The sequence below is a fragment of the Lewinella sp. JB7 genome (genome assembly GCF_024297185.1).
GTDB lineage: Bacteria > Bacteroidota > Bacteroidia > Chitinophagales > Saprospiraceae > Neolewinella.
The window spans coordinates 1-22,851 of record NZ_JANCTD010000003.1 but is presented as its reverse complement, the minus strand read 5'-3'; the positions used below and the strand labels follow the sequence as shown (position 1 = coordinate 22,851).

Genomic DNA, 22,851 nt, shown 5'->3' with positions numbered 1-22,851 from the left:
CGGCGTTTAGTTGGCGGCGGCGTCGAAGGAAAAGCCGAAGCGATCGGAGATCTGCTGAGCCACGGAGCGGATACTGGCGGGAGTGACGTCCCAGAGGCCGTTGGCGGAACTTTCGGTGAGGGTGGCCAGCAGCTGCCGGACTTCCTCCCGGTTGAAGTAGGGTGCTCCGGTAGCGGGATTGCGTGTAAACTGCAGGCTGTAGATAAATCCGTAGGCTTCACTCAGGGCGTGGAACCCACCGCCGCGGGCGGTTTCGGTTTCGGTGGCATCGGCGCCGCGGGCGAGGTAGTAGGTGCCGCGCACCGCGATCACGCGGCTCAGATGCTCCCGGATCACGGCCGCCTGACGGTCACGTTCGGCGTAGTCGCCGGCCACGATGGCGGCCCGGCCCCGCAGGAAGGCATCGAAGATCGTCTGGGCGGTCCCGGCAAAGTCGGGATCGTTGTCGACGGTGGCGATGTATTCATTCAGGAACTGGCCGTCCTCTCCGAGGGTCGCCAATGGATTGGCGGGATCGGCGGACTGGCCGAACAGATAGCCGTAGGCTTCGTCCCACTTATGCTCCATGGAGGTATAGGTCTGGCCCGTTTCGGTGGTGCCCGTCTCGTTGTCGGCCCGGTTGGTTCCGGCGTCCAGGACGGCCGGACTGAGGTAATTATTCAGCGCCTGATCGAGCATGAGTCCGCCGAGAAGGGACTTAGCGAAGATCTGGTTGTACTCCAGCCCCTGTCCGTTAACGTAGCGAACGCGGCTGCCCGTGGCGACCTGCCCGGCCTCCCCGGGGGCGGCCAGTTCGTTCCAACGGGGAAATACCTCGTTGGCCTGGCTGCTGATCCAGCCTTCAAAATCCGCGCGTACGGCGGCGGACTGCGTGGCGTTGGCGGAGAAGTAGTCGGTGCTGGCGGCTACTTTGCTACGGATCGATTTGTCGGATGCGTTAAGGTCCGCGTCGGCGAAGGGGTTCACGTCCTCGCCGTTCGGTCCGGCATTGCGGAACATATTCATCAGGGTCTCCTCACTGTTGTTCGGGTCGGAAAGGGCGGCTACGAGTTCCTCGGCCATCCCGATACGGGTGGTCTGCCCGTCAAAGCTTACGGTGGATGCGCCGTTGCGGGCGAAGGTGTAGCTCGTGGGTACGTCAATGAGGGTGATGGGATCGTCGTCGTCCTGGCAGGCGGTAAGGAAGGTAGCCAGGAAAAGAAGGAATAAGGAAATACGGGTCATGTTGGTTAATACTTATCTGTATTCAATCTTAATAAGCGCAAAAGTAGCCCCAAGCCCTAAAGACCGCCAAGCGATTTGCTAACTATTTTGATCTTGTCTAAATAAAATTTACCAATGGTATGTCCCGTCGTAAATCCCACCGAGGGTTTCGCGGCGGGGGCAGGGGATTGCCGGCACGTAAGCACTATATTGCCGCACCCCAAATGACATACTATGGCTCCCCGAGAAAGAAAACGTTTTAAGAAAATCCTCGTCGCTAACCGGGGCGAAATCGCCATTCGTATCCTCCGCGCGGCCAGCGAGTTACAGATGCGTACCGTGGCGATCTACACCTACGAGGACCGCTACAGCCTCCACCGGTACAAGGCCGATGAGAGTTATCAGATCGGCCCCGACGACGAGCCCCTGCGCCCCTACATCGATATCAAGGCCATCATCAAGCTGGCGAAGGAAAAAAACGTGGATGCCATCCACCCGGGCTACGGCTTCCTGTCGGAGAACGTCGACTTCGCGCGCGCCTGTCTGGCCGAGGGCATCGAGTTTGTCGGGCCGTCGCCGGACAGTATGGATCAGCTCGGTGATAAGGTAGCCGCCAAGGAGCTCGCCCGCCGGGTGGGCGTGCCGCTAATCCAGGATAGCGAAAAGGACATTTCCGACCCCGAGGTAGCCGCCAGCGAAGCCGCCAGGATCGGGTATCCGGTCATCATCAAGGCCGCCGCCGGCGGCGGCGGGCGGGGCATGCGGGTCGTGCGCGACGAAAAGCAGCTGCGGGCGGAAGTCGTCGAGGCCAGTAGCGAGGCCGAAAAGGCATTCGGCAACGGGACCATTTTCCTGGAAAAATTCATTGAGAATCCCCGCCACATTGAGGTGCAACTGCTGGGCGACCGCCACGGCAACCTGGTCCACCTCTTCGAGCGGGATTGCTCGGTACAGCGGCGTTTCCAGAAGGTAGTGGAAGTGGCTCCCGCGGCCAACCTGAGCGACGAGACCAAAGAGAAGCTGTACGACTACGCCCTCCGCCTCGGGCGGGAAGTCAACTACTATTGCGCCGGCACCGTAGAATTCCTGGTTGATCAGGACGATTCCATTTACTTTATCGAGGTTAACCCCCGCATTCAGGTCGAGCACACCATCACGGAAGAGATCACGGGCATCGACCTGGTCCGTACCCAGTTTTTGGTCACGATGGGTTACCGACTCGACCACCCTACAATTTTCATTACGAGTCAGGAGGATATCCGGGCCAATGGTTTCGCCGTCCAGTGCCGCGTCACTACCGAGGATCCGAGTAACAACTTCAAACCCGACTACGGTACCCTGATCGCCTACCGGTCAGCCAGCGGTATGGGCATCCGTCTGGACGCCGGCTCGGCCTTCCCCGGAGCCATCATATCTCCCTACTTCGATAGCCTACTCGTCAAGGTGACCGGCTCCGGACGGACCCTGAAGGGGGCCGCGGAACGCCTGCACCGGGCGCTGCGGGAATTCCGGGTGCGGGGCGTCAAAACCAACATCGGCTTTCTGCTCAATCTGCTGGAGAACGAGGACTTTCAGGAAGGACGGGCTACGGTGCGCTTCATCCCCGATCATCCGGAACTGATGGAGCTTCCCGAGTTTCGTGACCGGGGTACGCGGCTGCTCCGCTACCTGGCCGAAGTGATCGTGAACGACAATCCGGACGTTCGCTACATCGACAAGAGCAAAACCTTCCTGAAGCCCGTGGTCCCCGCCTTCGACCCCTACGCCGAAGTGCCGAAGGGCAGCCGGGACCGCCTGTTAGAACTAGGCCGCGACGGCTTCGTCGACTGGCTCAAGCAGGAGAAACGCATCCAGTATACCGACACCACCTTCCGCGATGCGCACCAGAGTTTGCTGGCCACCCGCATGCGCATGATCGATATGCTTAACGTGTCGCGCAGTTACGCCATGAACCAGCCTGGCGATCTCTTCAGTATGGAAGTCTGGGGAGGCGCCACTTTCGACGTCGCGCTGCGCTTCCTCAAGGAAGATCCCTGGCGTCGCCTGCGGAAATTGCGGACCGCCATTCCCAATACGATCTTCCAGATGTTGCTGCGCGGCAGCAACGGCGTGGGCTATAAAGCCTACCCCGATAATCTGATCATCAAGTTCATCGAGGAGGCGGCACGGGGGTCCATGCTCTACGATGCCGAAGGTCGCGAGCAGGGCTTCGCCGGCGGCATCGACCTGTTCCGCATTTTCGACTCCCTGAATTGGGTGAAGAATATGGAGGTTTCGATCACGACCGTCCGGGAAAACACCAACAGCCTGGCGGAAGCCTGCATCTGTTATTCCGGTGACCTGACGAACCCGGGTAAGACCAAATTCGACCTGCGGTACTACGTGGATCTCGCCAAACGCCTGGAAAGTGCCGGTGCCCACCTGCTGGCCATCAAGGACATGGCGGGTCTCCTCAAACCACTCGCCGCCCGCGAACTCATCACCGCGCTGCGGGAGGAAGTTTCCCTCCCCATCCACCTCCACACCCACGATACGAGCGGCATCCAGAGCGCCACTTACCTGGAAGCCATCAACGCGGGGGTCGACGTAGTGGACGTAGCCCTCAACAGCCTCTCCGGGCTCACCTCCCAGCCGGGGTACAACAGCATCGTGGCGATGATGCAGGGACATTCCCGCGAAAATCCGGTCGACCTGCCCCTGCTGAATCGCTACGCCGACTACTTCGAAACGGTCCGCAATTATTACTACCCCTTCGAAACGGAGTTACGGGCCGGCACCGCTACGATCTACGATACGGAAATTCCGGGTGGCCAGTACTCCAACCTGCGGCCCCAGGCCCGTGGACTGGGACTCGAGGAGCAGTTCAGCACCATCCGGGAAAACTACGCCGCCGCGAACCGCCTGTTCGGTGATCTGGTGAAGGTGACCCCGTCTTCTAAGGTGGTCGGTGATATGGCGATGTTCATGACCAGCAACGGACTGAACGAGGAAGACATCCGTAAGCGGGGGGACAAGCTCGACTTCCCGGACAGCGTCAAGAGCCTCATGCGGGGAGACCTGGGACAAATCGAGGGCGGTTTCGATCCCGAGGTGCAGCGTATGGTCCTGAAGGGAGAGAAGGCCTACACGGACCGCCCCAACGCCCATCTCGATCCGGTCGACTTCTCCCAGGTGGCCGAAGACTACCGGAAGACCTTCGGCGAAGACCCCGACGTGAAGGACCTGCTCAGCGAACAGCTTTATCCCAAGGTTTTCGCGGAATTCAAGGAATTCCAGCAGGAATACGGGGAGGTCGCCAACCTGCCTACGCCGGCCTTCTTTTATGGCCTCAAGCCCAATGAGGAAATCCTTGTCAGGATCAGCGCCGGCAAGCGCATCACCATCAAGTACCTGAATATGACCAATGCCGACGAGCTCGGCAACCGCCTGGTCTTCTTCAGCCTCAACGGGCAAACCCGCAGCATCACCGTACGCGACCGAAAAATCGACAGCAAGGTGGCGGTGAACGTTAAGGCGGGCGGGGAAAATGAAGTGGGTAGTCCGCTGCAGGGCAACCTGAGCCGAATCCTCGTCAAGGTCGGAGATGAAGTGCAAGCCGGTGACCCACTGTTCGTCATTGAGGCCATGAAGATGGAATCGACGATCACCAGCCCGGTCTCCGGAGAGGTAACGCTGATCCCCCTGAAGGAAAAAACGCTGGTGGAGGCTAATGATCTGATCGTCCGCATCGGTTAGCGGACCGATCGCACCCGGGCACGGCTGAACAATTGAGGTTCTCGAATGGTCTCCGTTGGTAAGCCAAGTAACGTTGATGTTTAGACTAATTACCGCTTGTCTGCTGGCAGTGAGCTTCGTGGGATGCATGGAAAGTGGGGATGAGCCCGCTTCCCAAACCATCGTTGCACCCGCGCCCCCGCCCCAAGACGCCGTTGCCGCCGTGGGCGAACGCACCTTTCGCGCCGGGGAACGAATAGGCCTGATCAAGGCCGGTATGCCCATGGCCAAGATTGAAAACCTTTACGGCTCCGGAGTGCTCGAAAGCCGCAAGATCGAACTGGGGGAAGGGGAGACCGCCCCCGGTTACGTGTTGTTTCCCGGCACGACGGATGAACTCCTAATCGAGCTCGGCGACGACAAGCAACCCGCCACCGCGCGCTTCAGCAACGACCGCAGCAACTGGAGGGAGGAGTCTACCGGTCTGACCATCGGTACTACGCTTGCGGAACTGCACCGTATGAACGGTCGACCCTTCACCTTCACCGGCTTCGGGTGGGACTACGGCGGTACCGTCACCGACTGGAACGGGGGAAAACTGGACGGTATTCTGGTCCGACTGACCTACGCACCGGAACGCCTGCCGGCCGGCGGACTCGATCCCCAATTGCTCGGCGACGTAGCCGTAAGCAGCGAGGCGGATGCGGTGCGCGACATCGGGCTGAAGGTTCGCGAAATCCAGATCCCCATCCGAAAACCGGAAGCCGTCGTGCGCTAAAGAAAGGGGGCCGTCGGCAAAACGCCGACGGCCCCCGATCGTGTGGGCGTAGTCCGTTGTCCTATTTCAGCACGGCCTGCACTTCCTGCGCGGCATCCTGGAGGGAGATCGCCGAGCGTACGTTGAGTCCGGAATTATCGATCAGCTCCTTGGCGATGTCGGCATTCGTGCCCTGAAGGCGTACGATGATGGGCACCTTGATGTCACCGATATTCTTGTAAGCATCCACGACACCCTGGGCGACGCGGTCGCAGCGCACGATGCCGCCGAAAATATTGATCAGGATAGCTTCGACCTTCTCGTCCCGGAGGATGATGCGGAAGGCTTGCTCCACCCGGGCGGCATCGGCCGTACCCCCTACGTCGAGGAAGTTGGCCGGCTCACCACCCGACAGTTTGATGATGTCCATCGTCGCCATGGCCAGTCCGGCACCGTTGACCATGCAGCCGACGTTTCCGTCGAGGTTGACGAAGTTGAGGCCGTAGCTCTGCGCCTCGACTTCGGTGGCGTCCTCCTCCGTCGTGTCGCGCATCTCGGCGATGTCCTTGTGGCGGTAGAGGGCGTTGTCGTCGACGCTGAACTTACAGTCGACGGCGACGATGCGGTCGTCGCCGGTGTGGAGGCAGGGGTTGATTTCGATCAGGCTCGCGTCGGCGCCCAGGTAAGCCTGGTAGAGCTTACTGATGAACTTGGTCATGTTCTTGAAGGCGGTGCCCTCCAGTCCGAGGTTGAAGGCTACTTCGCGGGCGTTGAAGCCCTGCATGCCGAGTTCGGGGTCGACGTAGGTCTTGTGCACGAGGTGCGGGGTTTCCTCGGCGACGGCTTCGATGTCCATTCCGCCCTGGGTGCTGTGAATGATCACGTTCTGCTTGCGCTCCCGGTCCATCAGGATGGACACGTAGTACTCCTTATTGGCGTCGAAGTCCGGAGCATAGGCGTCCTCGGCTACGAGGATCTTGTTCACCTGCTTGCCCGCGCCCTCCATGCCGCCGGGCGTCTGGGGCGTCTTGAGCTGCATGCCCAGGATGTTGGAGACGTGCTCCCGGGCTTCCTCGCGGTTCTTGGCGAGTTTAACCCCACCCCCCTTGCCGCGTCCTCCGGCGTGGATCTGGGCCTTCACCACGGCAAAGGCACTGCCGGTTTCCTGGGCGAGTTGGTCGTACTTGGTCATGGCTTCCTCGACGGTGTCGGCCGCGTAACCGTTCTGGATCGGTACGCCGTACTTGCTGAGGATGGATTTGCCCTGGTATTCGTGGAGGTTCATTGGCTATATTTTAGTGGCCGTGAAGGTAGGAAAAAGTTTGGGGGCAGGCGACCACGGGATGGCGACCTACAATTCCTCCACGTGCTCCTTCACCCAGGCCGCCCGTTCCAGAATCGCGACCTGCTCCTCCGATCCCTTTCGCTCCCAGGCGCGGTACATCATCTTCATGCGGAAATTGCCGGCGAAACGTTCGCGGTGGCGATCGAGAAAGTCCCAGTACAGGCTGTTAAAGGGGCAGGCGCGTTCACCCGTTCGTTTCTTGGGGTCATAGTGACAGCTGCGGCAGTAGTCGCTCATCTTGTTGATGTAGTTCGCGCTGCTGCAGTAGGGTTTGGTGGCGATGAGTCCACCGTCGGCCCGCTGGCTCATTCCCCGGGTATTGGTGATCTCCACCCACTGAATCGCGTCGATGTAGACGCCCAGGTACCAGGCATCCACCTCGTCCGGGTGAGCACCCAGGATCAGGGCGAAGTTGCCGGTGATCATCAAGCGTTGGATGTGGTGGGCGTAGGCCAGGTCGAGACTCTGATTGACGGCGTGACTCAGGCAATTCATCTTCGTGTCTCCGGTCCAGTACCAGCCGGGAAGCTTGCGCGTATGCTGCAAACTGTTGGTGTGTTCGAACTCGGGCATCTGGGCCCAGTATACCCCCCGCATGTATTCCCGCCACCCGAGGATCTGGCGTACGAAGCCCTCGACCTGATTGAACGATATGGCGTCCGGATGCTGCCGCCAGGCCCGGATGGCCTCATCGATCACCTCCCGGGGGGACAGCATTTTGGTGTTCATCGCAAAGCTCAGATTGGCGTGGTACAGCAAAGGGTGGTGCATGGTCATTGCGTCCTGGTAAGTACCGAAGAAGGGAAGGCGATTTTTCGCAAAAGTCTGCCAGCGCCTCCAGGCATTCCTCCCGCGTTACGGGATAGGTGAAGCGGTTGTCCTGCATCCGACCCATGGTGTTGATGCCATGACGATCGATCATTGCCACGATGTCGCCGGCGTCGCGGTCGAAAACCGTGGCGGCCGGAAAACTGATCTCCTTCGGTAGCGCACCCCGATTTTCCTGGTCGTAGTTCCACTGGCCCGTCTCCGGTTCCCCGCTCGGGTCCATCAGAACCCCGTGCCGTCGGCGCATTTCCCGGTAAAAGGTTTCCATCAGGTAGGACGACTTCCCCGCGAAGAGGTCGGCCACGTCGTTGCGATCGGACATAAAGTGTTCCGAATCCACACTTACTCCGCCAATATTTTCCGAAAACGAAATCAGTTCCTGATCCAACCGCCATTCATCGGGGAGTTGATACTCGAACGCCGGCCCGCCCAGCTGGTGCAGAAGATCGCTGAGGTTGTCCGTGATCGTATTCAGGCCGGCCTCCCTGGTCTGGTCGAGCGTGCGGTAGTGCACCCGGTGTCCCCGTACGCGCAGCTGTTCAGCAAAAGCGCGCATCGCCAGAAAGAAGCCGGTGATCTTTTGAACGTGGTGTTCACAGTACGTTGCTTCGGAGTATGTCTCAAACATCGCGTAGACGGTGGTATCGTCAGCAGTGCGAAACCAACTGTGATTGATGTTTAGTTGATCGCCGAGGATCAGGCGGAGACGGGCGGGGGCGGGGGAGTTTGGCATCGCCCGTCTAACTGGCTCCGCACGTGTATGGTTCAGGGCGGGGACGCGGGAGCCAAGCTGTTCCGGAAACTAGACCAATTGATATCCACGGACACTTCCGCCGGCCAGTAAACCCAAGTCCAGATCCCGGCCGATGGGTAAGCTATGGGTTTCCATCTCCGGTACGGCAAGGAGTAGCTCCGCCCGCCTGAACCCGACCTGCGGATTAAAGGTTAGTGCGCGTTCTGTCGCCGAAAAATTGACTACGAACAGATAGGCGGTGTTGTCTTCTACGTCCGCCCGGATCCAGTGAACCAGTCCGTCCGTCCGCACAATTATCTTACCACTGCCGAGCAGGTCGGAACCGAGGCGGGGCAGAATCTTCCGGGCGAAAAGATGTACTTCCTGCAGTTGGTGGAATAACGTAAAGTTGGTGCCCCACCGCCAGCGTCCATTTGTCGCTTTCGGACCGCTACGCTCCTGGAACACGTACAGCTTGGTATACTTCTCGTTCGGAGCGGGGGTGAAGTGACGGTCCCGTTGTTCAAACCCCAGGGCGAAGTAGAGCGGAAGTCGGCCGAGGAAGAATCCGGTAAAGAACCGCGCGACCTCCCCGTGATGGTGGAAATGGTCGAAGCGGGGATCGTCCTTATCCCCCGTAATTACGGTAAAGGCCGGAGTGACCGGGGTGACTTCGGCGATCTCCAGATAAGATTCCAGGATGTCCTGAAATCTTTCGCTACCGGGTACCATGCCCTGCAGGTCCCCCAGTGTTACTTCCGCCTCCGATGCCATTAGGTGCCGTACCTCATCCCCATAGGCCATTACACCCGGAGGCGCGAGGAAGCTTTCGGCAAAGTAGGCGAAGTGGGGGACCTCACGCGCGATCCGCCTTTTGACGGCCCGTAGGGGATCGTAATAGTCGTCGGTGTGCTCGGGGACCCCGTCGGGCCGCATCTGGACGTGGGACATATCGCCCCGCATAAAGTCGAATCCGTAGCGAGCCTGTTGTTCGGCGTACTTTTCCGTAAAGTATGACCATACTTCCCGGCGGGGGTGGTCAAAATCGATTGCCCAGTCCCGGTTCCCGTCCTTTCGACCGTAAAATTTGAAGCGGGCCAGTGGGCCGAACACCCGGCTCATCCCTTCCGGCCTGGTCATCCGGTAGTCGCGCCACCGGTGGCCGGCATCGTCTACCGTCAGCGCTTCGGGGGAGGGGTCCACCTCGATTCCCCGGTAGGGGGGAGCCATGGTGGCCGGTACCGGCTCCAGTCCCTGGTCATACAGGTAATCGACCAAATTCACCCGGCGCTCCAGGCGCAGATCGTAGTCGGTAGGTGGGCCGAACAGCTTCAGTAACCGGTCCGCCTCCGTCAGCTCCCCGAAAAATGTCTCCGGCTGGTAATCCAGCCGTGGATCCGTTAGGCGCAGCCAGTCCAGTATAGCCCGCTCGGCGTCCTCGTGCAGGTTCTCGCGGTGATCGGTGATGGTCAGATCGTCGCGTCGAAGCCATTCGAAGTAGCTGGGATTAGCCAGTACTATCTCGCTGTACCGGTCGGTATGGGGAATGACGTCCATGCCGACGACCTTCCCCAGGGCATGCAGCATATTGATGGTCACCTTAAGTTGGTTCTCCAGGTTTCTCAACTGCGGAAACATCCGGAGGGCTTCGCCGTCCAGAAATTCCCAGTTCAGGTTCCAACTGGCCATTCCGTACAGGCTACCCACTACGCCGGGTTCCCAGATCGGCAATAGGTGAATGCCCCGAATGTGATCCGGCAGGGTGAGCGCGTACTTCAGCACGTTCCAGAAGCTTCCGATCGTGCGTACGTTCACTCCCACCGTGTGGCAGGATTTCAACCAGTCGCCGTTCGCGCGCTCGGCAACGTGACTTTCGATCCGGTTGTCAGGATTAAGTGCGCGCTGGAACAATGAACTGCCCAGGCGCCCGTGCAGGATGCTCGTGATCTCTACGGCGGAATACTCCAGCGCCCGCTGGGGGGAAAGCCCCACTACGTACGAGGTCTTGCCATCCGTATAATCGCTTAGGGCATGACGACCGTGCTTTTTCCACCACATCAGGTACTCCGCGTAGTCGTTCGCCATGGTTAAGCTTTTTCCTCTAACATATCGCGTAGAAGCGTCTGGGTTTCGGTGGGTTCCGCGCTACCGCCGCTCTTGCGCATGACCTGCCCCATAAAGAAGCCCAGCAGCCCCTTTTTACCCTTTTGGTAAGCCGTCACCTTGCCCGGATTATCGGCGATCACCGAGCGGGCGATTTCGCGCAGGTAATTCGTATCGGTATTCTGAATCAACCCCAGTTGCTCGGCACGTTGCACGGGATCGCCCGGTTCCTCGAGCAGGTCGGTAAGCAAGCGGGAAGCGGCGTTGGCGGCGCTCACCTTGCCGTCCGCGATCAGCTCCTGTAGGCGGACGAATTGCTCCGGGGCCAGCTGGAGTTCCCGTCCCTGCGCGAAAGGTAGCACCCGGTTCACCCAGAGTTTGGCCAGTTCGGGGACCGCGGGGGAGTGTTCCGCGTAGCGAAGGAAGGTGAGGTAGCGGTCCTTTTCCTCACCGATCAGGGCGGCGTCCTCCGCGTCTAATCCCAGCGCCGTGAGCTGATCGTACGCTTCCCAGGGCAGGATCCCCACGTCCTCCCGCAGGCGGCTCACGTACCCTTCGGTGACGACAACGGGTGGAAGGTCGGGGTCGGGAAAGTAGCGGTAGTCGTGAGCGTTTTCCTTGTCGCGCAGAGCGGAAGTGGTGCCCGACTGGGGGTCGAATTGGCGGGTCTGTTGCTGTACCTCCCCTCCGGCCTCCAACAGTGCGATCTGTCGGTCTACTTCGTAGGCAATCGCCCGGCGGGCGTACCGCATACTGTTCATATTCTTGATCTCACACCGGGTACCGTACGCGGCCTGGCCCCGGGGGCGGACGCTCACGTTCACATCACAGCGTAGACTGCCCTCCTCCATATTGCCGTCGCTGATGTCGAGCCAGCGGACGAGTTGGCGCATACCGCTCATGAAGGCGTCGACTTCCTCCGCGCTGCACAGATCCGGCTCCGTGACGACTTCGAGGAGGGGCGTACCCGCCCGATTAAGATCAACCCGGCTGAACGACTCGTCCGGGGCATGTACCGACTTACCCGCGTCCTCCTCCAAATGGATGTGGTGAAGCCGGACGTGCCGCACGGTCGCCGCGTCAGTACGAATGGGTAAAGCTCCTCCGACGCAGATGGGCCGGTCGTCCTGGGTGATTTGGTATCCCTTGGGCAGATCGGCGTAGAAATAATTCTTCCGGTCGAAGGTGCTGCGTCGGTTGATCCGACAACCCAGCGCCAGCCCGAGTTTGATCGCGAACTCCACCTGCCGCTCATTCAGGAAGGGCAGGGTGCCCGGATAGCCAAGACTTACTTCGCTCACGTGACGGTTCGGTTCGGCCCCGAACTCATTACGGTCGGCGCAGAATGCCTTGGACGCGGTGGCCAACTGGACGTGGGTTTCTAAGCCAATGGTGGTCTCGTAACTCAAGAACGGATCATTTGGGTTGCGGCGAAGATAGGTTTTTCGCCCGGGGGTGTAACGGCCTCGCCGGTCTAATTATCAATACCGTAAATGCCTCAATTCACTTACCCAATCCATTCACAATGAATCACTTCCCCCTCCTTCTACTGGTGTTACTCTCGTTCACCGCCCTACGGGCTAACAACATTGCGGTTTCTAACATCGTGCTTACCGACCAAGACGTTGGCTCCGGGGAGACCACCGTTCAGTTTGATTTGGCGTGGGAAAACTCCTGGCGCATCAGTGTTGGTCCCGCCAACTACGACGCCGCCTGGGTGATCATTAAGTACCGCGTCGGGGGAGGGCCCTGGCGCCACGCCAACATCGCACGCACCGGAAGTGCCCCCGGCGGAGCAACGGTCGAGGAAGTCGACAACCTGGGGGCTTTCGTGTACCGCAGTAGCGACGGCAGCGGCGACGTCGCCTATCAGGACATACAACTCGTATGGGATTACGGCATAGACGGCGTGGATAACAACGCGGTCGTTGACGTACAGGTATTCGCCCTGGAGATGGTCTACGTGCCGGAGGGACCCTTCAACCTCGGCACAGGTGGGACCTTAGTAAACCCGGCTACCCTGGAGGCCGGAGAGTTTTATCGGGTTACCGTTACTCCGCTCCTTCGTCCTGCCTATGCGGTGGAATCGGAGGACCAGATCACCATCGGTGGGGCAGTAGGTAACCTGAATTATCCGCCCAGCAATGAAGGAGTGACTTCCGGAGATCAAATCGGACCGGTTCCCGCGGCATTCCCGAAGGGGTACGCCGGATTTTACTGCGCCAAGTACGAAACCACCCAGGCGCAATACGTCGCCTTCTTCAACACCCTTACCCAAGCCCAGCGCGTCGCCCTCGACGTTACCGGTCCCGGCGGAAAAAATACCGACGCCGTATCGGCCCGGAACGGAATCGCCTGGAATGAAAGCGGGAACGCCACGACATCCTTACCCGATGTGGCCCTGAACTACGTTTCCAACCAGGTCGCGTTGGCGTACCTGGACTGGGCGGGCTTACGACCCATGACCGAACTGGAATTCGAGAAGGCCGGCCGCGGGCCCGCCGAACCGATACAGGGTGAATACGCCTGGGGTACCTCAAGCATTTTCGCTACGACATACACGGCCATGAATGCAGGACAGCCATCCGAGCAATTTTTGGGACTGGGAGAAGGGACCGGAAATGCGCACTACGCTGCGACCAATCCAACGTTCCTCGGACCGGCACGCGTGGGAATTTTCGCGGCCAGTGCCCTTAACGCCAACCGCGAGGAAACCGGGGGCAGCTACTACGGGATCATGGAACTCTCCGGCAACCTGTACGAACGGATGATCACCATCGGTAATCCGGAGGGAAGGGCATTTAACGGAAGTCACGGAGACGGAGAAATCTCAAACACCCACAACGTACTCTCCTGGCCCGTAGGGAATCTGGGACTCGGATACCGCGGCGGAAGCCACGCGAACGGTGCACCTTTTCTGCGCCTGTCCGACCGCAATGATGCGGCTACCGAACTCGTTGGCGCCAATACCAGGCTGGGTTTCCGCGGCGTGAGAAGCGCCAACTAAGCAGGTACTCATGCTAACCCACCAATCCTCCGAGGTCCGCTGGCTACTCCTTCCGACCTTAATCCTGGCTACAGCCTCCCTCACCGCACAGTTTTCCGGCGGGCCGGGGGATGGCTTCTTTGCCCGGCAAATCGTGCAGGTCACCATCGATGGCCAGCCCGCGGGAACCAGGGCCGTATACACCGGCGGTGACGGCGATGGATCCGATGCCATAGGATTTACGATTTCCCTTTCCGGCGAAAATCTAGCCGGCGTATATACCGGTGGACCCGGCGACGGTTTCGACCAGAAATCGGGCAATTTCGCGCTGGCCGGCCTGAGTCTGGTCTCGGTTTTTTCTGGCGGGGCGGGCGACGGTTTCGATCGGCAGACGGTCTTCCTGAACCTATCGGGAGCGGATCTGCGGGGAGCCTACTCCGGCGGTAGCGGCGATGGATTCAGTCGGGAGACCGCAGCACTGACGCTGGGCGGAGAATCTATTGCCGGCGTGTTTCGTGGCAGCGATGGCGACGGCTTCGACCACGCCACCACGAACACCTTACTCAGCAGTACTTCGCTGGCCAGACTGTACACGGGTGGTGCCGGAGATGGCTTCGACTTCAGGACTTTGTCGGCCACGGTGACCGGCCAGGATCTGGCGGCCCTGTACCTGGGCGGACCGGGGCAGGGATTCCATGCCAACTACTTCTTCGGTGTCGTGCCCCTGCCACTGACCCTCATCAGCTTCGACGCTATTCCGGGCGAACAATTCGTCCTCGTCAAGTGGGTCACCGAGGATGAGGTCGATACGGACTTTTTCACCATCGAACGGACGGTCGACGGACGGGCGTTTGCCACCGTAGGCACCACCGCCGCGGCGGGAAACTCGGTCCCCGGAGAGCGGCTTTCCTACGAACTGCGTGACGACGAACCCTATTCCGGCACCTCGTACTACCGTCTGCGGACCACCGATTTCGACGGCAGCATCAGCTTGTCGCATCTGGTAGAGGTAAATTTTTCCGCCGATGTCGATTGGTCCTTCTCCCTCTTTCCTAATCCGAATACCGGGCGGCACTTCTATGTCCAGGCAGTCGGGGTGACGTCAGGGGCTCAACTTACGATCGAGGTCTATGACATAACGGGTCGACAGCTATTTCAGCGGGCGTACGAACTCGGCGCAGAACGTAGCCAGCTGATCGAGCTTTCGAACCGCCTGACTCCGGGTTCCTACCTGATCCGGGCGTCGCAGGAAGGTTCCGGTCATCGGGCTAAACTGCTGCTGGTGCAGTAATGACCGACCAGGCCCTACAGCATTCCGCCCAGCTTGCTCACTACGGCATCCACTTCTTCCCGCGTATTGTGGTGACTGAAGGAGAACCGAATGGTATGCCGTTTGGAATCCGGGTGTAAGTGACCCACGACGTGGCTGCCGACGTCGATGCCGCTGGAGCAGGCGGAGCCGCCGCTTGCGGAAATACCCGATAGGTCGAGGTTCATCAGCAGCAAATCCCCCTTTGGTGATTCCGGGAAGCTGACCGACAGCACTTTAGGATGGCTGTTTTCAAGATCTCCGTTAAACTGAACATTGGGGTATGCGGCCCGGAGGCTGGCTACGAAATGCCGCTTCAGTTCTTGCATTTTTTGCATGCGGTCGTCCCGCTCGGCCGTGGCTTTCTCGAGGGCTCTGGCCAGTCCGACGATGCCGTATATGTTCTCCGTCCCCCCCCGCATGTTTCGCTCCTGCGCTCCGCCGTCCAGATAGGGCTTTACGATGTTTTCACTATTGACGTACACGAAACCTACCCCCTTGGGTCCGTAGAATTTATGGGCGGAACCGGACAAGAAATTTACCCGCGTCTTGTCCAGATCGATGGGGTAGTAACCGATGGTTTGCACCGTATCGCAGTGAAACATGGCTCCCGCGTCCCCGCAAATTTTGGCTACTTCTTCCAGGGGCAGCAGGTTGCCGATCTCGTTGTTGGAGTGCATGAGGCTGACGAGTGTTTTCTCCCGTCCGTTCTCCAGTTTTTTGCGTAAGTCCTCCGTATCGACGTGCCCGTTCTCGTCGATGCGTACCATTTCCATACGTGCGGCGCCGGTGGCCTCGATGGACTGGAGGCTGTGCAACACGCAGTGGTGTTCGAGGGGGGAGGAAATGATGCGCGTCACCCCCAGATCGCGCACGGCGTTCTTGAGGGCCATGTTGTTGGCCTCCGTACCCCCGGACGTAAAGAAGATCTCGCCGATGCTGCAGTTGAGGCAGTTCGCGACGGTCTTACGGGCGGCCTCGATGAGGCTGCGGGCCTTTCTTCCTTCCGCGTGAATGCTGGAGGGGTTGCCGAAGGTGCCGGCCATCACTTCCGTCATGGCGGCGAGTACGTCGGGATCGAGGGGGGTGGTGGCGGCGTTGTCGAGGAAGATTCTGTTCAAGGGGCTAGGAAGTTAATTGCAGCAAGATCGGACAATGATCGGAGTGCAGGGCATCGGGCAGGTGCTCCACCGCGACGATCCGTTCGGCCAGGGCGGGGTTGAGGCTGTGGTAATCGATGCGCCACCCCTTGTTATTATTGCGGGCGTTGGCGCGGTAACTCCACCAACTGTAGGCCACCGTTTCCGGGTGAAGGTGGCGGAAAGCATCCACGAGACCCGTCTCCCGGAACCAGCGAGTCATCCACTTGCGCTCGTCCGGCAGGAACCCGGTGGTGTTTTCGTTCCGCTTCGGGGCGTGCAGGTCGATCTCCTGGTGGGCGATGTTGTAGTCACCGACCACGATGAGGTTCGGACGGGTTTTCTGCAACTCCAACACGAACGCCAGAAAGTCGTCGAGGAAACGGTACTTATAATCCTGACGGTGATCGCCTTGTCCGCCGTTGGGGAAGTAACAATTCAAGATGGTTAGGTCGCCAAAATCCGTCCGGATCACCCGCCCCTCGCAATCGTAGACTTCCAGCTGACAACCCGGTACGACGAGATCGGGAGCCTGCTTGCTGAGAGTCAGGACGCCGCTGTATCCTTTCTTACTGGTGGCGCTGTGCCAGGCGGCGTGTTCGAATCCTACGGCCCGGAGTTCGGCGAGATCGACCTGTTCCGGGTGGGCCTTGGTTTCCTGCAGGCAGAGGACGTCGATGTCGGTCGCGGCGGCCCACTCGGCGATCCCCTTGCGGAGAGCGGCGCGGATGCCGTTGACGTTGTAGGTCACGATATTCAAAACGGGGTGGTGTAGGGTGAAACGATTAAAAATCAGGCCGGACGCCGGAAAAGTTCCTGCAACTGACCGGCCTCGTCGGGCTTGAGTCGCCCGGCAAGGACCAGCCGGAGTTCCCGACGGTTGAGGGCGGCCGCGTAGCGTTGGTGTTCCACTTCGGTAAGCGGGATGAGTTCGGGAACCGGGACCGGCGAACCGTTGTCGCGGTCCAGCGCCACGAACGTAAAGAAAGCGTGGTGGGTGCGGCGCGGATGGGTGCCCTGCATGGTGGCGGCGAAGACCTCCACGTAGACCTCGATGCTGGTGTTGAAGGCGCGCGTTACGTTGGCTTCCAGGGTGATGACCTCTCCGTTCTTGATGGCGCTCTTGAAGGCCACGTTGTCGACGCTGGCGGTGACCACGGGGCGGGCACAGTGCTTACCGGCACAGATGGCACAGCAAATGTCCATCCACCGCAGCATATTGCCGCCCATGAGGTTGCCCTGGGGATTGGTGTCGTTGGGCATGACCAGTTCCGACATGGTAGTCGAACTGTCAGCCACTCGTTTGGGAGCGGGCCGGCTCACTGGAGTACGATTCCGGGACGCGCGACGACGGGCACCTCCGATAGCGCCTCCCGACGAATGGTATTGGCCTTGAACACGTAGCGTTTATCGAGCATCTGGCCGTTGCTGTTAAAGCTGACCCAGTATTCGTTGGTGATGCCGAAAAGCGAGGGCTGGATTGGTTCGATCTTGATCGAATCTCCGGCGGGCAACTGCTGGTGGAAGTGACGCAGCACGGTGGTGGTCTTGTCGACGCCTTCGACGCTGCCGTAACCCTGGCTCGTAATGAGGATGTTCTCCAGCGGCTCGTCCCGCAAATTGATCAGGTAAGTATCCCAGAGTTCTTCGCCGGCATCCTGCCGCGGGATCACGGCGACGGCCACGTCGGTTACTTCGGGCGGTGAGATGTCTTTTTTCATGATGAACGCGCAATTGGCGCGCAAAGATAGGCAAATTAGAGCCGGTGACTAAGCCCGAATGCCAATCTCGTTTGCCCCGCGTCCAGGAAGCTGCTCCGGTATAGCGGACCGAGTTGCCGCGTTGCTCCGACGCTCACTCCCCAGCGCTTAGCGACCCACCAATCCGCCCGTAACCAAACCGAGGGGGTGAAGCGGTTAACCTCGGTGTCGAGCGGAAAATTGCCGGCGGTGGGGGAAAAATTGGCGCTCCCGCTCGTGCCCCCCGCGTTCAGACGTTCTTCCCGTACGTCAAAGGTCGTATTCCCTCCGGAAGTCGTGTACAGGGCCGGGCCCTGCCCGCTCAGGAGGTAGCTCAACCCGAGGCCACCGCTGAGGTAGAATCGCCCGCACGATCCCAGTTTCCGGCCGACACCTGCGCGTAGTTCGATCTCGTGGGTACGGACAGACTCGAATCCACTGTCGGCAATGGCACTGCGTAGCGAACTCGCGAATCCACCGGTGGAAAGCTGCGGCGTTCCACCCGCGGCGAAGTCGGCGAGAGCCTCCCCGTAGGATTCCGCATTCAACTGGAACTCCCGACGGGAATAGACGTACCGCGCTTCCAGGGGAAAGCTCCACTTGCCCTTACCCCAGCGGTAAGCGAGGCTGCCGTAGCCCCCCGGCCTCCAACTCCCGGCGTACACGTTTGTCCCTGCACTTAATTGAAGCGCGGGCGGGGCCGGGCAGTCTGCCTTTACCGTTGGCAACTCCACCCGGAGGTCAGGTAGGGTGGTTCCCACGGGTAGGAAAAAAGGCCCCAGAGTGGCGATGCTTGCTACGGCGGAGGGGGGTAGGTTGGTTGAAATATCCTGGCCGGCTTCGTAGGGTAGGGGGGCGGCGAGCGCGGGAGCAGTCGGCTCACCCGTAATGATCACTCCGGCGGGGGAAGGTCTTTCAGCAGACGGTTCGGGCAGGGACCCGGCGGCAGTCACCTGAGCTTGCTTGCCCGTCGGAACAAAGGTTGGCTCTTCCTTTTCCGCTACGACGGGCGCAGCGGAGGCTGCGGCAGCGGGGGTGGGCTCGACCTCGGGGGTAAACGTGGCGGGCGCGTTTCGCAGGACCAGCGTACCCGCCACCAGGACGGGCAGCAAGATCCCCAACCAGACCAGAAGTGCGCGACGGCGCTTGCGGCGTACCAGGCGGTCCTCCATATCCGTCCAGGCCTCGTTCCAGAAGCCTTCGTCCGGTACCCAGTTGTGTTCTTTACTATCCGGCATAACGGTTCTGATTATGGGATGCTTGATTGAGTTTTTCGCGCAGCAGTTGCCGGGCTTTGTTGAGGTGCCACCGGCTGTTGCCCTCACTGAAGTGAAGCTTCCCGGCGATCTCGGCGTGGCTATAGCCTTCCACGGCGAATAGCCAAAAGACCTCCTTGCTGGTTTCCGGCAGCAGATCGATCAGGCGGCAGAGGTCGTCCGCGTAGAGCCGGTGGGTCACGCTGTCCTCGGTAGGTTGGTCCCAGTCAGCGATCTCCAGGGTAGGGCGCTTACGCTGTTTACGAAACTGATCGATGGTGGCGTGAAATACCACGCGTTTTACCCAACCCTCCAGACTGCCCTCCCAGCGGAACTGATCGAGCTTTTCGAAGACCTTCATCATGCCTCCGTTGAGTAGTGCCATGGCCTCCTCCCGCCCCGGCGCGTACCGGCGGCACACCACGAGTGCCACCGGCGCGTACCGGCGGTAAAAGGTTTCCTGGGCGCGGCGGTTGCCCCGCAGACACTCATTCACCAGGGTTCTGTCGTGTGCTGTGTCCAAGGATTAAAATCTGATGCCTGTGGTGACGGTAAGTCTGCGGTAAGTTATGTTCCGTTGCGTGGTATTGAATCCGTCAAAACTCGCCGTACGGTAGGTGAGGTCGGTAAAGCGATACCCGAGATCGACCAGTACCGTCCCCCATCCTCCGGCCCGGGGGTGTAGCCGCAATCCCAAGGAAGGATGAACGACCATACCTACGGAACGCCCCGTTAACCGTAGGGACTCACTACCGATCGGTAGGTTGGCCCCGGCCACCAGGGTAGCCACCGGCCGAAACCGGGCTTTGCCCAGGCCGTATTCCACCAGACCGGTCAACTGTACGACTTTCTCCCTCCGCCACCCGACGGGCAGCAGCGCAACGCCCGGGCCCACGCCCACCGTCAGGGCATTACGGCTACGCGTCAGGTGGTAATCAAGTCCCAGGGCCAGCTCCGGTGGGGTTTCAATGGTTCCCCAACCGAAGTTAACGGCCGGGTCGGCCCGCGCAAATCCCACCGACGTTGTTACCTGATGCTTGTAGGTAGACTCCCGAAATCCGAAGTGCACGCGCTTCACGTCCTGCCAGAGTACATCGGTAGAATCGCCGGCCGGGGTCAGCACGGTGATCCGCTCTCCAAAATCGTAATCGATGACCGTGCCCCGGACGCTTTTCCCTTTGCGCAGGTGGATGATGTCCGTCGGCACAGCGGTGCTTTGTCCAAATAGCGAACAGTGCAGGAGAACGAGGAGGAGGTGGAAGACGATTTTCATGCGCTCGAGGATTGGGGTAATTAGTCGCAAACGGCGATGTCACTGACGGCCGTGAGCGATCCGTCGTCGGTGTAGTCGTACTGCTTGATGCCGTTCGTTCCCCATCCGAAAACGATCAGTTCGTTGCGCTGTGGAAGGACGATCACGTCCTTGGCGTCGAAACCGGTAGCGTGGTGTACTTCGGTTTCGATCTGCCCATCGGGCTGCACGGAGAACACCCGAATGCCGTCCGTCGCCGAGCAAAGGAACAAACGGTCGCCGTCGATGCCCAGCCCGTGACTGTTCGTCATGGGGATCTGCTGCAGCAACTGGGGGGAGCGGGGATCCGCGACGTCAACGACCATCAGCTGATCGCCCTGATCGCCGCAGTTGCTGCCGCCCCACATCGTTACGTAGGCCACGTCGTCCTGAACGACCACCGGATCGCAACTGCGCACGTGCTGGAAGGTAGACAGGTACTCCGGCTCGAGGGGGTTGTCGATGCCGTAAATGTGCATGCCGTTGTTGGCCCCGATGTAGAGTTCGTCTCCGTACGGAAAGATGGTTTCGATGCCCCAGCCCAGTTCGCTGGTGCCTACGAAAGCGGGTTGGTCGGCCCGTTCCAGAGAAAAGGTCCGCAGGCTGTGGTCATCGACGGCATAGAGCGTGCTCTTACTGATGGTGAAGCGGGCAAGGCTACCGCCGATGCCGACGATCTCCGGCTGGCCGCCGGCCTGCATGGCCGCAAAGTCACCGTTAGCGGCGGAGAAGTTGTTTAGCTGCCCCCGGTTCACGGCGAAGACCATGTCATCAACCATCCACCATCCGTGGTGGTAGTAGGGCGAGTTACAATCTACTTCAACCGTTTCCGTACCTTCCGTATACCCGATCACGATGTCGCCATTGATGAGGCCGGCGTTGGAAAAAGTGCCGTGCACCTCAAAAACGTCTTCGGTACGGCTCAGGAACTGGGGATTTGCCGGGTCGCTGATGTCGAACGCCAGCAGGTCGACGTACTGGTTCACGTAAAGGATGGAGTTGCGGGCCGCAATGCCCTGTCCTCCGGGAATTTGAATGAAGTTGACGGGACGGGGATTGTCGTTGTCCGAGTTGTCGATGATGTGTAGTCCTTCATTGCGATCCTGGACGAAGAGGTGAGTGCCGTACACATAAAACCCGCTCGGGTCGCACACCTCCCCGGTGGAGCCGGAGGGAAATTCGTCGGAGCGCCATTCCGCCGCCGTAAGGATCACCGGAGTATAGGACTGGAACGAAATAGTGTCCTGGCAATCGTCGGTGAGGCATCCGGTGAGCGTCAGGGCCAGCATGATTACGGGGAGATGTAGTTTCATTGGTCGGTATTTGTCGGGTCAGACGCACGTCTGGGGTAAGGTCGTTGGCGGGCGGGCAACATTTTTACCCAGGAGGCTTTTACTGCCTAAGAACATTTCAGCGCAGCCTATGTCCACCCTCCGTCGGGCCAGTAATTTTCTTTCCCTCGTCAAGTTCTCCCATACGGTATTTGCGCTGCCCTTCGCCCTACTCGGCTTTTTTCTGGCGACCCTGGACCGGGGGGACTTCAGCTGGTACAAGTTGCTACTGGTACTGCTGTGTATGATTTTTGCCCGGTCCGCGGCGATGGCCTTCAATCGCTGGCTCGACCGACGCATCGACGGCCGGAATCCCCGGACGGCCGTACGGGAGATTCCCGCCGGCACGATCTCTTCGCGTGCCGCCCTGACTTTCGTGGTGCTCAACTCCGTACTGTTTATTGGGACCGCCGGTCTGCTGAATTCAGTCGTGTTACTGTTATCGCCCCTCGCACTGCTGATCATTCTGGGATACAGCTACACGAAGCGATTTACGTACCTGTGCCACTTCGTACTGGGACTTGGGCTGGCGCTTGCCCCCATCGGTGCTTACCTGGCCGTTACGGCGGAGTGGGCCCTGCTTCCCGTGTTGTACGGAACGGTCGTTCTGCTGTGGGTCGCGGGATTCGATATTATTTACGCGTTGCAGGATGAATCTTTCGACCGCGAAGAAGCGCTGTTCTCCATTCCGGTCCGGTTGGGTACGGTACGCGCCCTGCAGCTCGGTCGGGTTATTCACTTCGCTTGTTCCATCGTACTGCTCTACGCCCTGGTGCTGCAACATCGGCTGTATCCGGAGTTTGGGGTACTGACGTTCGTGGGCGGTCTCGTTTTTTTATCCCTGCTGGCCTACCAGCACACGATCGTGCGACCGGGGGATCTCAGCCGCGTGGACCTAGCATTCTTCACGACAAATGGCGTGGCGAGTTTGGTATTCGGCACGGCGTCGATTGTGGATATTTACGTGTAGCACCGGCTAGTGTAGCGCCGGCTTATTGAATTGCACATAATAAGGGGCTGCCGTGTTTAGTAGGATGATCTAACTCGATTGGCCTATGCCACGCCTCCAGGTATTTTGCACTCCGGAAGAACTGGCCGCCCTGGTGCGCTGCCGGGA

General features: G+C 59.8%; 19 protein-coding genes. 5 read left to right on the top strand and 14 right to left on the bottom strand.

Going from position 1 to position 22,851, the window contains the following annotated elements:
* Positions 1 to 6: 6 nt before the first annotated feature.
* Positions 7 to 1,224, bottom strand: a complete 1,218-nt coding sequence (locus NMA52_RS06195; protein ID WP_254826786.1) for a DUF4856 domain-containing protein — start codon at positions 1,222 to 1,224, stop codon at positions 7 to 9.
* Between the two features lie 213 nt (positions 1,225 to 1,437).
* Here NMA52_RS06195 and NMA52_RS06190 point away from each other — a divergent pair, with 213 nt between their 5' ends.
* Both NMA52_RS06190 and NMA52_RS06185 read left to right on the top strand, forming a co-directional pair.
* Entirely contained in the window at positions 1,438 to 4,938 is a 3,501-nt protein-coding gene (locus NMA52_RS06190) for a pyruvate carboxylase (RefSeq protein WP_254826785.1), read from the top strand.
* A 76-nt stretch (positions 4,939 to 5,014) separates the two neighbouring features.
* Positions 5,015 to 5,695 (top strand): hypothetical protein, encoded by a 681-nt coding sequence (locus tag NMA52_RS06185; RefSeq protein ID WP_254826784.1) that lies wholly within the window; start codon positions 5,015 to 5,017, stop codon positions 5,693 to 5,695.
* A gap of 61 nt (positions 5,696 to 5,756) precedes the next feature.
* Here NMA52_RS06185 and sucC read toward each other — a convergent pair whose 3' ends face one another.
* From sucC to gatB, 5 genes are all read right to left on the bottom strand, one after another.
* Complete coding sequence (gene sucC / locus NMA52_RS06180) at positions 5,757 to 6,959, bottom strand: ADP-forming succinate--CoA ligase subunit beta (protein WP_254826783.1); 1,203 nt, start codon at positions 6,957 to 6,959, stop codon at positions 5,757 to 5,759.
* A gap of 66 nt (positions 6,960 to 7,025) precedes the next feature.
* Complete coding sequence (locus NMA52_RS06175) at positions 7,026 to 7,748, bottom strand: hypothetical protein (protein ID WP_254826782.1); 723 nt, start codon at positions 7,746 to 7,748, stop codon at positions 7,026 to 7,028.
* Positions 7,708 to 8,580 carry a cryptochrome/photolyase family protein gene (locus tag NMA52_RS06170; RefSeq protein ID WP_254826781.1) on the bottom strand — a complete coding sequence of 291 codons (873 nt, stop codon included), beginning with the start codon at positions 8,578 to 8,580 and terminating at the stop codon, positions 7,708 to 7,710. Before NMA52_RS06170 ends, NMA52_RS06175 begins: the two co-directional genes overlap by 41 nt.
* Positions 8,581 to 8,649: 69 nt before the next feature.
* The gene (locus NMA52_RS06165; protein ID WP_254826780.1) at positions 8,650 to 10,665 is read right to left on the bottom strand and encodes a hypothetical protein; all 2,016 of its coding nucleotides are present in this window, start codon (positions 10,663 to 10,665) and stop codon (positions 8,650 to 8,652) included.
* A 2-nt stretch (positions 10,666 to 10,667) separates the two neighbouring features.
* Positions 10,668 to 12,092, bottom strand: a complete 1,425-nt coding sequence (gene gatB, locus NMA52_RS06160) for an Asp-tRNA(Asn)/Glu-tRNA(Gln) amidotransferase subunit GatB (protein WP_254826779.1) — start codon at positions 12,090 to 12,092, stop codon at positions 10,668 to 10,670.
* 116 nt (positions 12,093 to 12,208) lie between these two features.
* On the opposite strand from gatB, the gene NMA52_RS06155 reads away from it, so the two are divergent.
* Positions 12,209 to 13,690 carry an SUMF1/EgtB/PvdO family nonheme iron enzyme gene (locus NMA52_RS06155; protein ID WP_254826778.1) on the top strand — a complete coding sequence of 494 codons (1,482 nt, stop codon included), beginning with the start codon at positions 12,209 to 12,211 and terminating at the stop codon, positions 13,688 to 13,690.
* 10 nt (positions 13,691 to 13,700) lie between these two features.
* Positions 13,701 to 14,960, top strand: a complete 1,260-nt coding sequence (locus NMA52_RS06150; RefSeq protein ID WP_254826777.1) for a T9SS type A sorting domain-containing protein — start codon at positions 13,701 to 13,703, stop codon at positions 14,958 to 14,960.
* A 14-nt stretch (positions 14,961 to 14,974) separates the two neighbouring features.
* Here NMA52_RS06150 and NMA52_RS06145 read toward each other — a convergent pair whose 3' ends face one another.
* From NMA52_RS06145 to NMA52_RS06110, 8 genes are read right to left on the bottom strand one after another with little or no spacing between them, the layout of a single operon-like run.
* A complete protein-coding gene (locus tag NMA52_RS06145; RefSeq protein ID WP_254826776.1) occupies positions 14,975 to 16,099 on the bottom strand; it encodes a cysteine desulfurase family protein in 1,125 nt (374 codons plus the stop codon).
* Between the two features lie 4 nt (positions 16,100 to 16,103).
* Entirely contained in the window at positions 16,104 to 16,877 is a 774-nt protein-coding gene (locus NMA52_RS06140; protein WP_256534175.1) for an exodeoxyribonuclease III, read from the bottom strand.
* 32 nt (positions 16,878 to 16,909) lie between these two features.
* On the bottom strand, positions 16,910 to 17,395 hold the full coding sequence (locus NMA52_RS06135; protein WP_371930947.1) for an acyl-CoA thioesterase: 486 nt from the start codon (positions 17,393 to 17,395) through the stop codon (positions 16,910 to 16,912).
* A 41-nt stretch (positions 17,396 to 17,436) separates the two neighbouring features.
* Positions 17,437 to 17,838 carry a hypothetical protein gene (locus tag NMA52_RS06130; protein ID WP_254826774.1) on the bottom strand — a complete coding sequence of 134 codons (402 nt, stop codon included), beginning with the start codon at positions 17,836 to 17,838 and terminating at the stop codon, positions 17,437 to 17,439.
* Positions 17,839 to 17,873: 35 nt separating this feature from the next.
* The gene (locus tag NMA52_RS06125; protein ID WP_254826773.1) at positions 17,874 to 19,094 is read right to left on the bottom strand and encodes a hypothetical protein; all 1,221 of its coding nucleotides are present in this window, start codon (positions 19,092 to 19,094) and stop codon (positions 17,874 to 17,876) included.
* On the bottom strand, positions 19,084 to 19,635 hold the full coding sequence (locus NMA52_RS06120) for an RNA polymerase sigma factor (RefSeq protein ID WP_254826772.1): 552 nt from the start codon (positions 19,633 to 19,635) through the stop codon (positions 19,084 to 19,086). Before NMA52_RS06120 ends, NMA52_RS06125 begins: the two co-directional genes overlap by 11 nt.
* Before the next feature lie 3 nt (positions 19,636 to 19,638).
* Complete coding sequence (locus NMA52_RS06115) at positions 19,639 to 20,385, bottom strand: hypothetical protein (RefSeq protein ID WP_254826771.1); 747 nt, start codon at positions 20,383 to 20,385, stop codon at positions 19,639 to 19,641.
* Between the two features lie 20 nt (positions 20,386 to 20,405).
* The gene (locus tag NMA52_RS06110; protein ID WP_254826770.1) at positions 20,406 to 21,716 is read right to left on the bottom strand and encodes an LVIVD repeat-containing protein; all 1,311 of its coding nucleotides are present in this window, start codon (positions 21,714 to 21,716) and stop codon (positions 20,406 to 20,408) included.
* A 109-nt stretch (positions 21,717 to 21,825) separates the two neighbouring features.
* On the opposite strand from NMA52_RS06110, the gene NMA52_RS06105 reads away from it, so the two are divergent.
* Positions 21,826 to 22,704 (top strand): UbiA-like polyprenyltransferase, encoded by an 879-nt coding sequence (locus tag NMA52_RS06105; protein ID WP_254826769.1) that lies wholly within the window; start codon positions 21,826 to 21,828, stop codon positions 22,702 to 22,704.
* Positions 22,705 to 22,851: the final 147 nt, after the last annotated feature.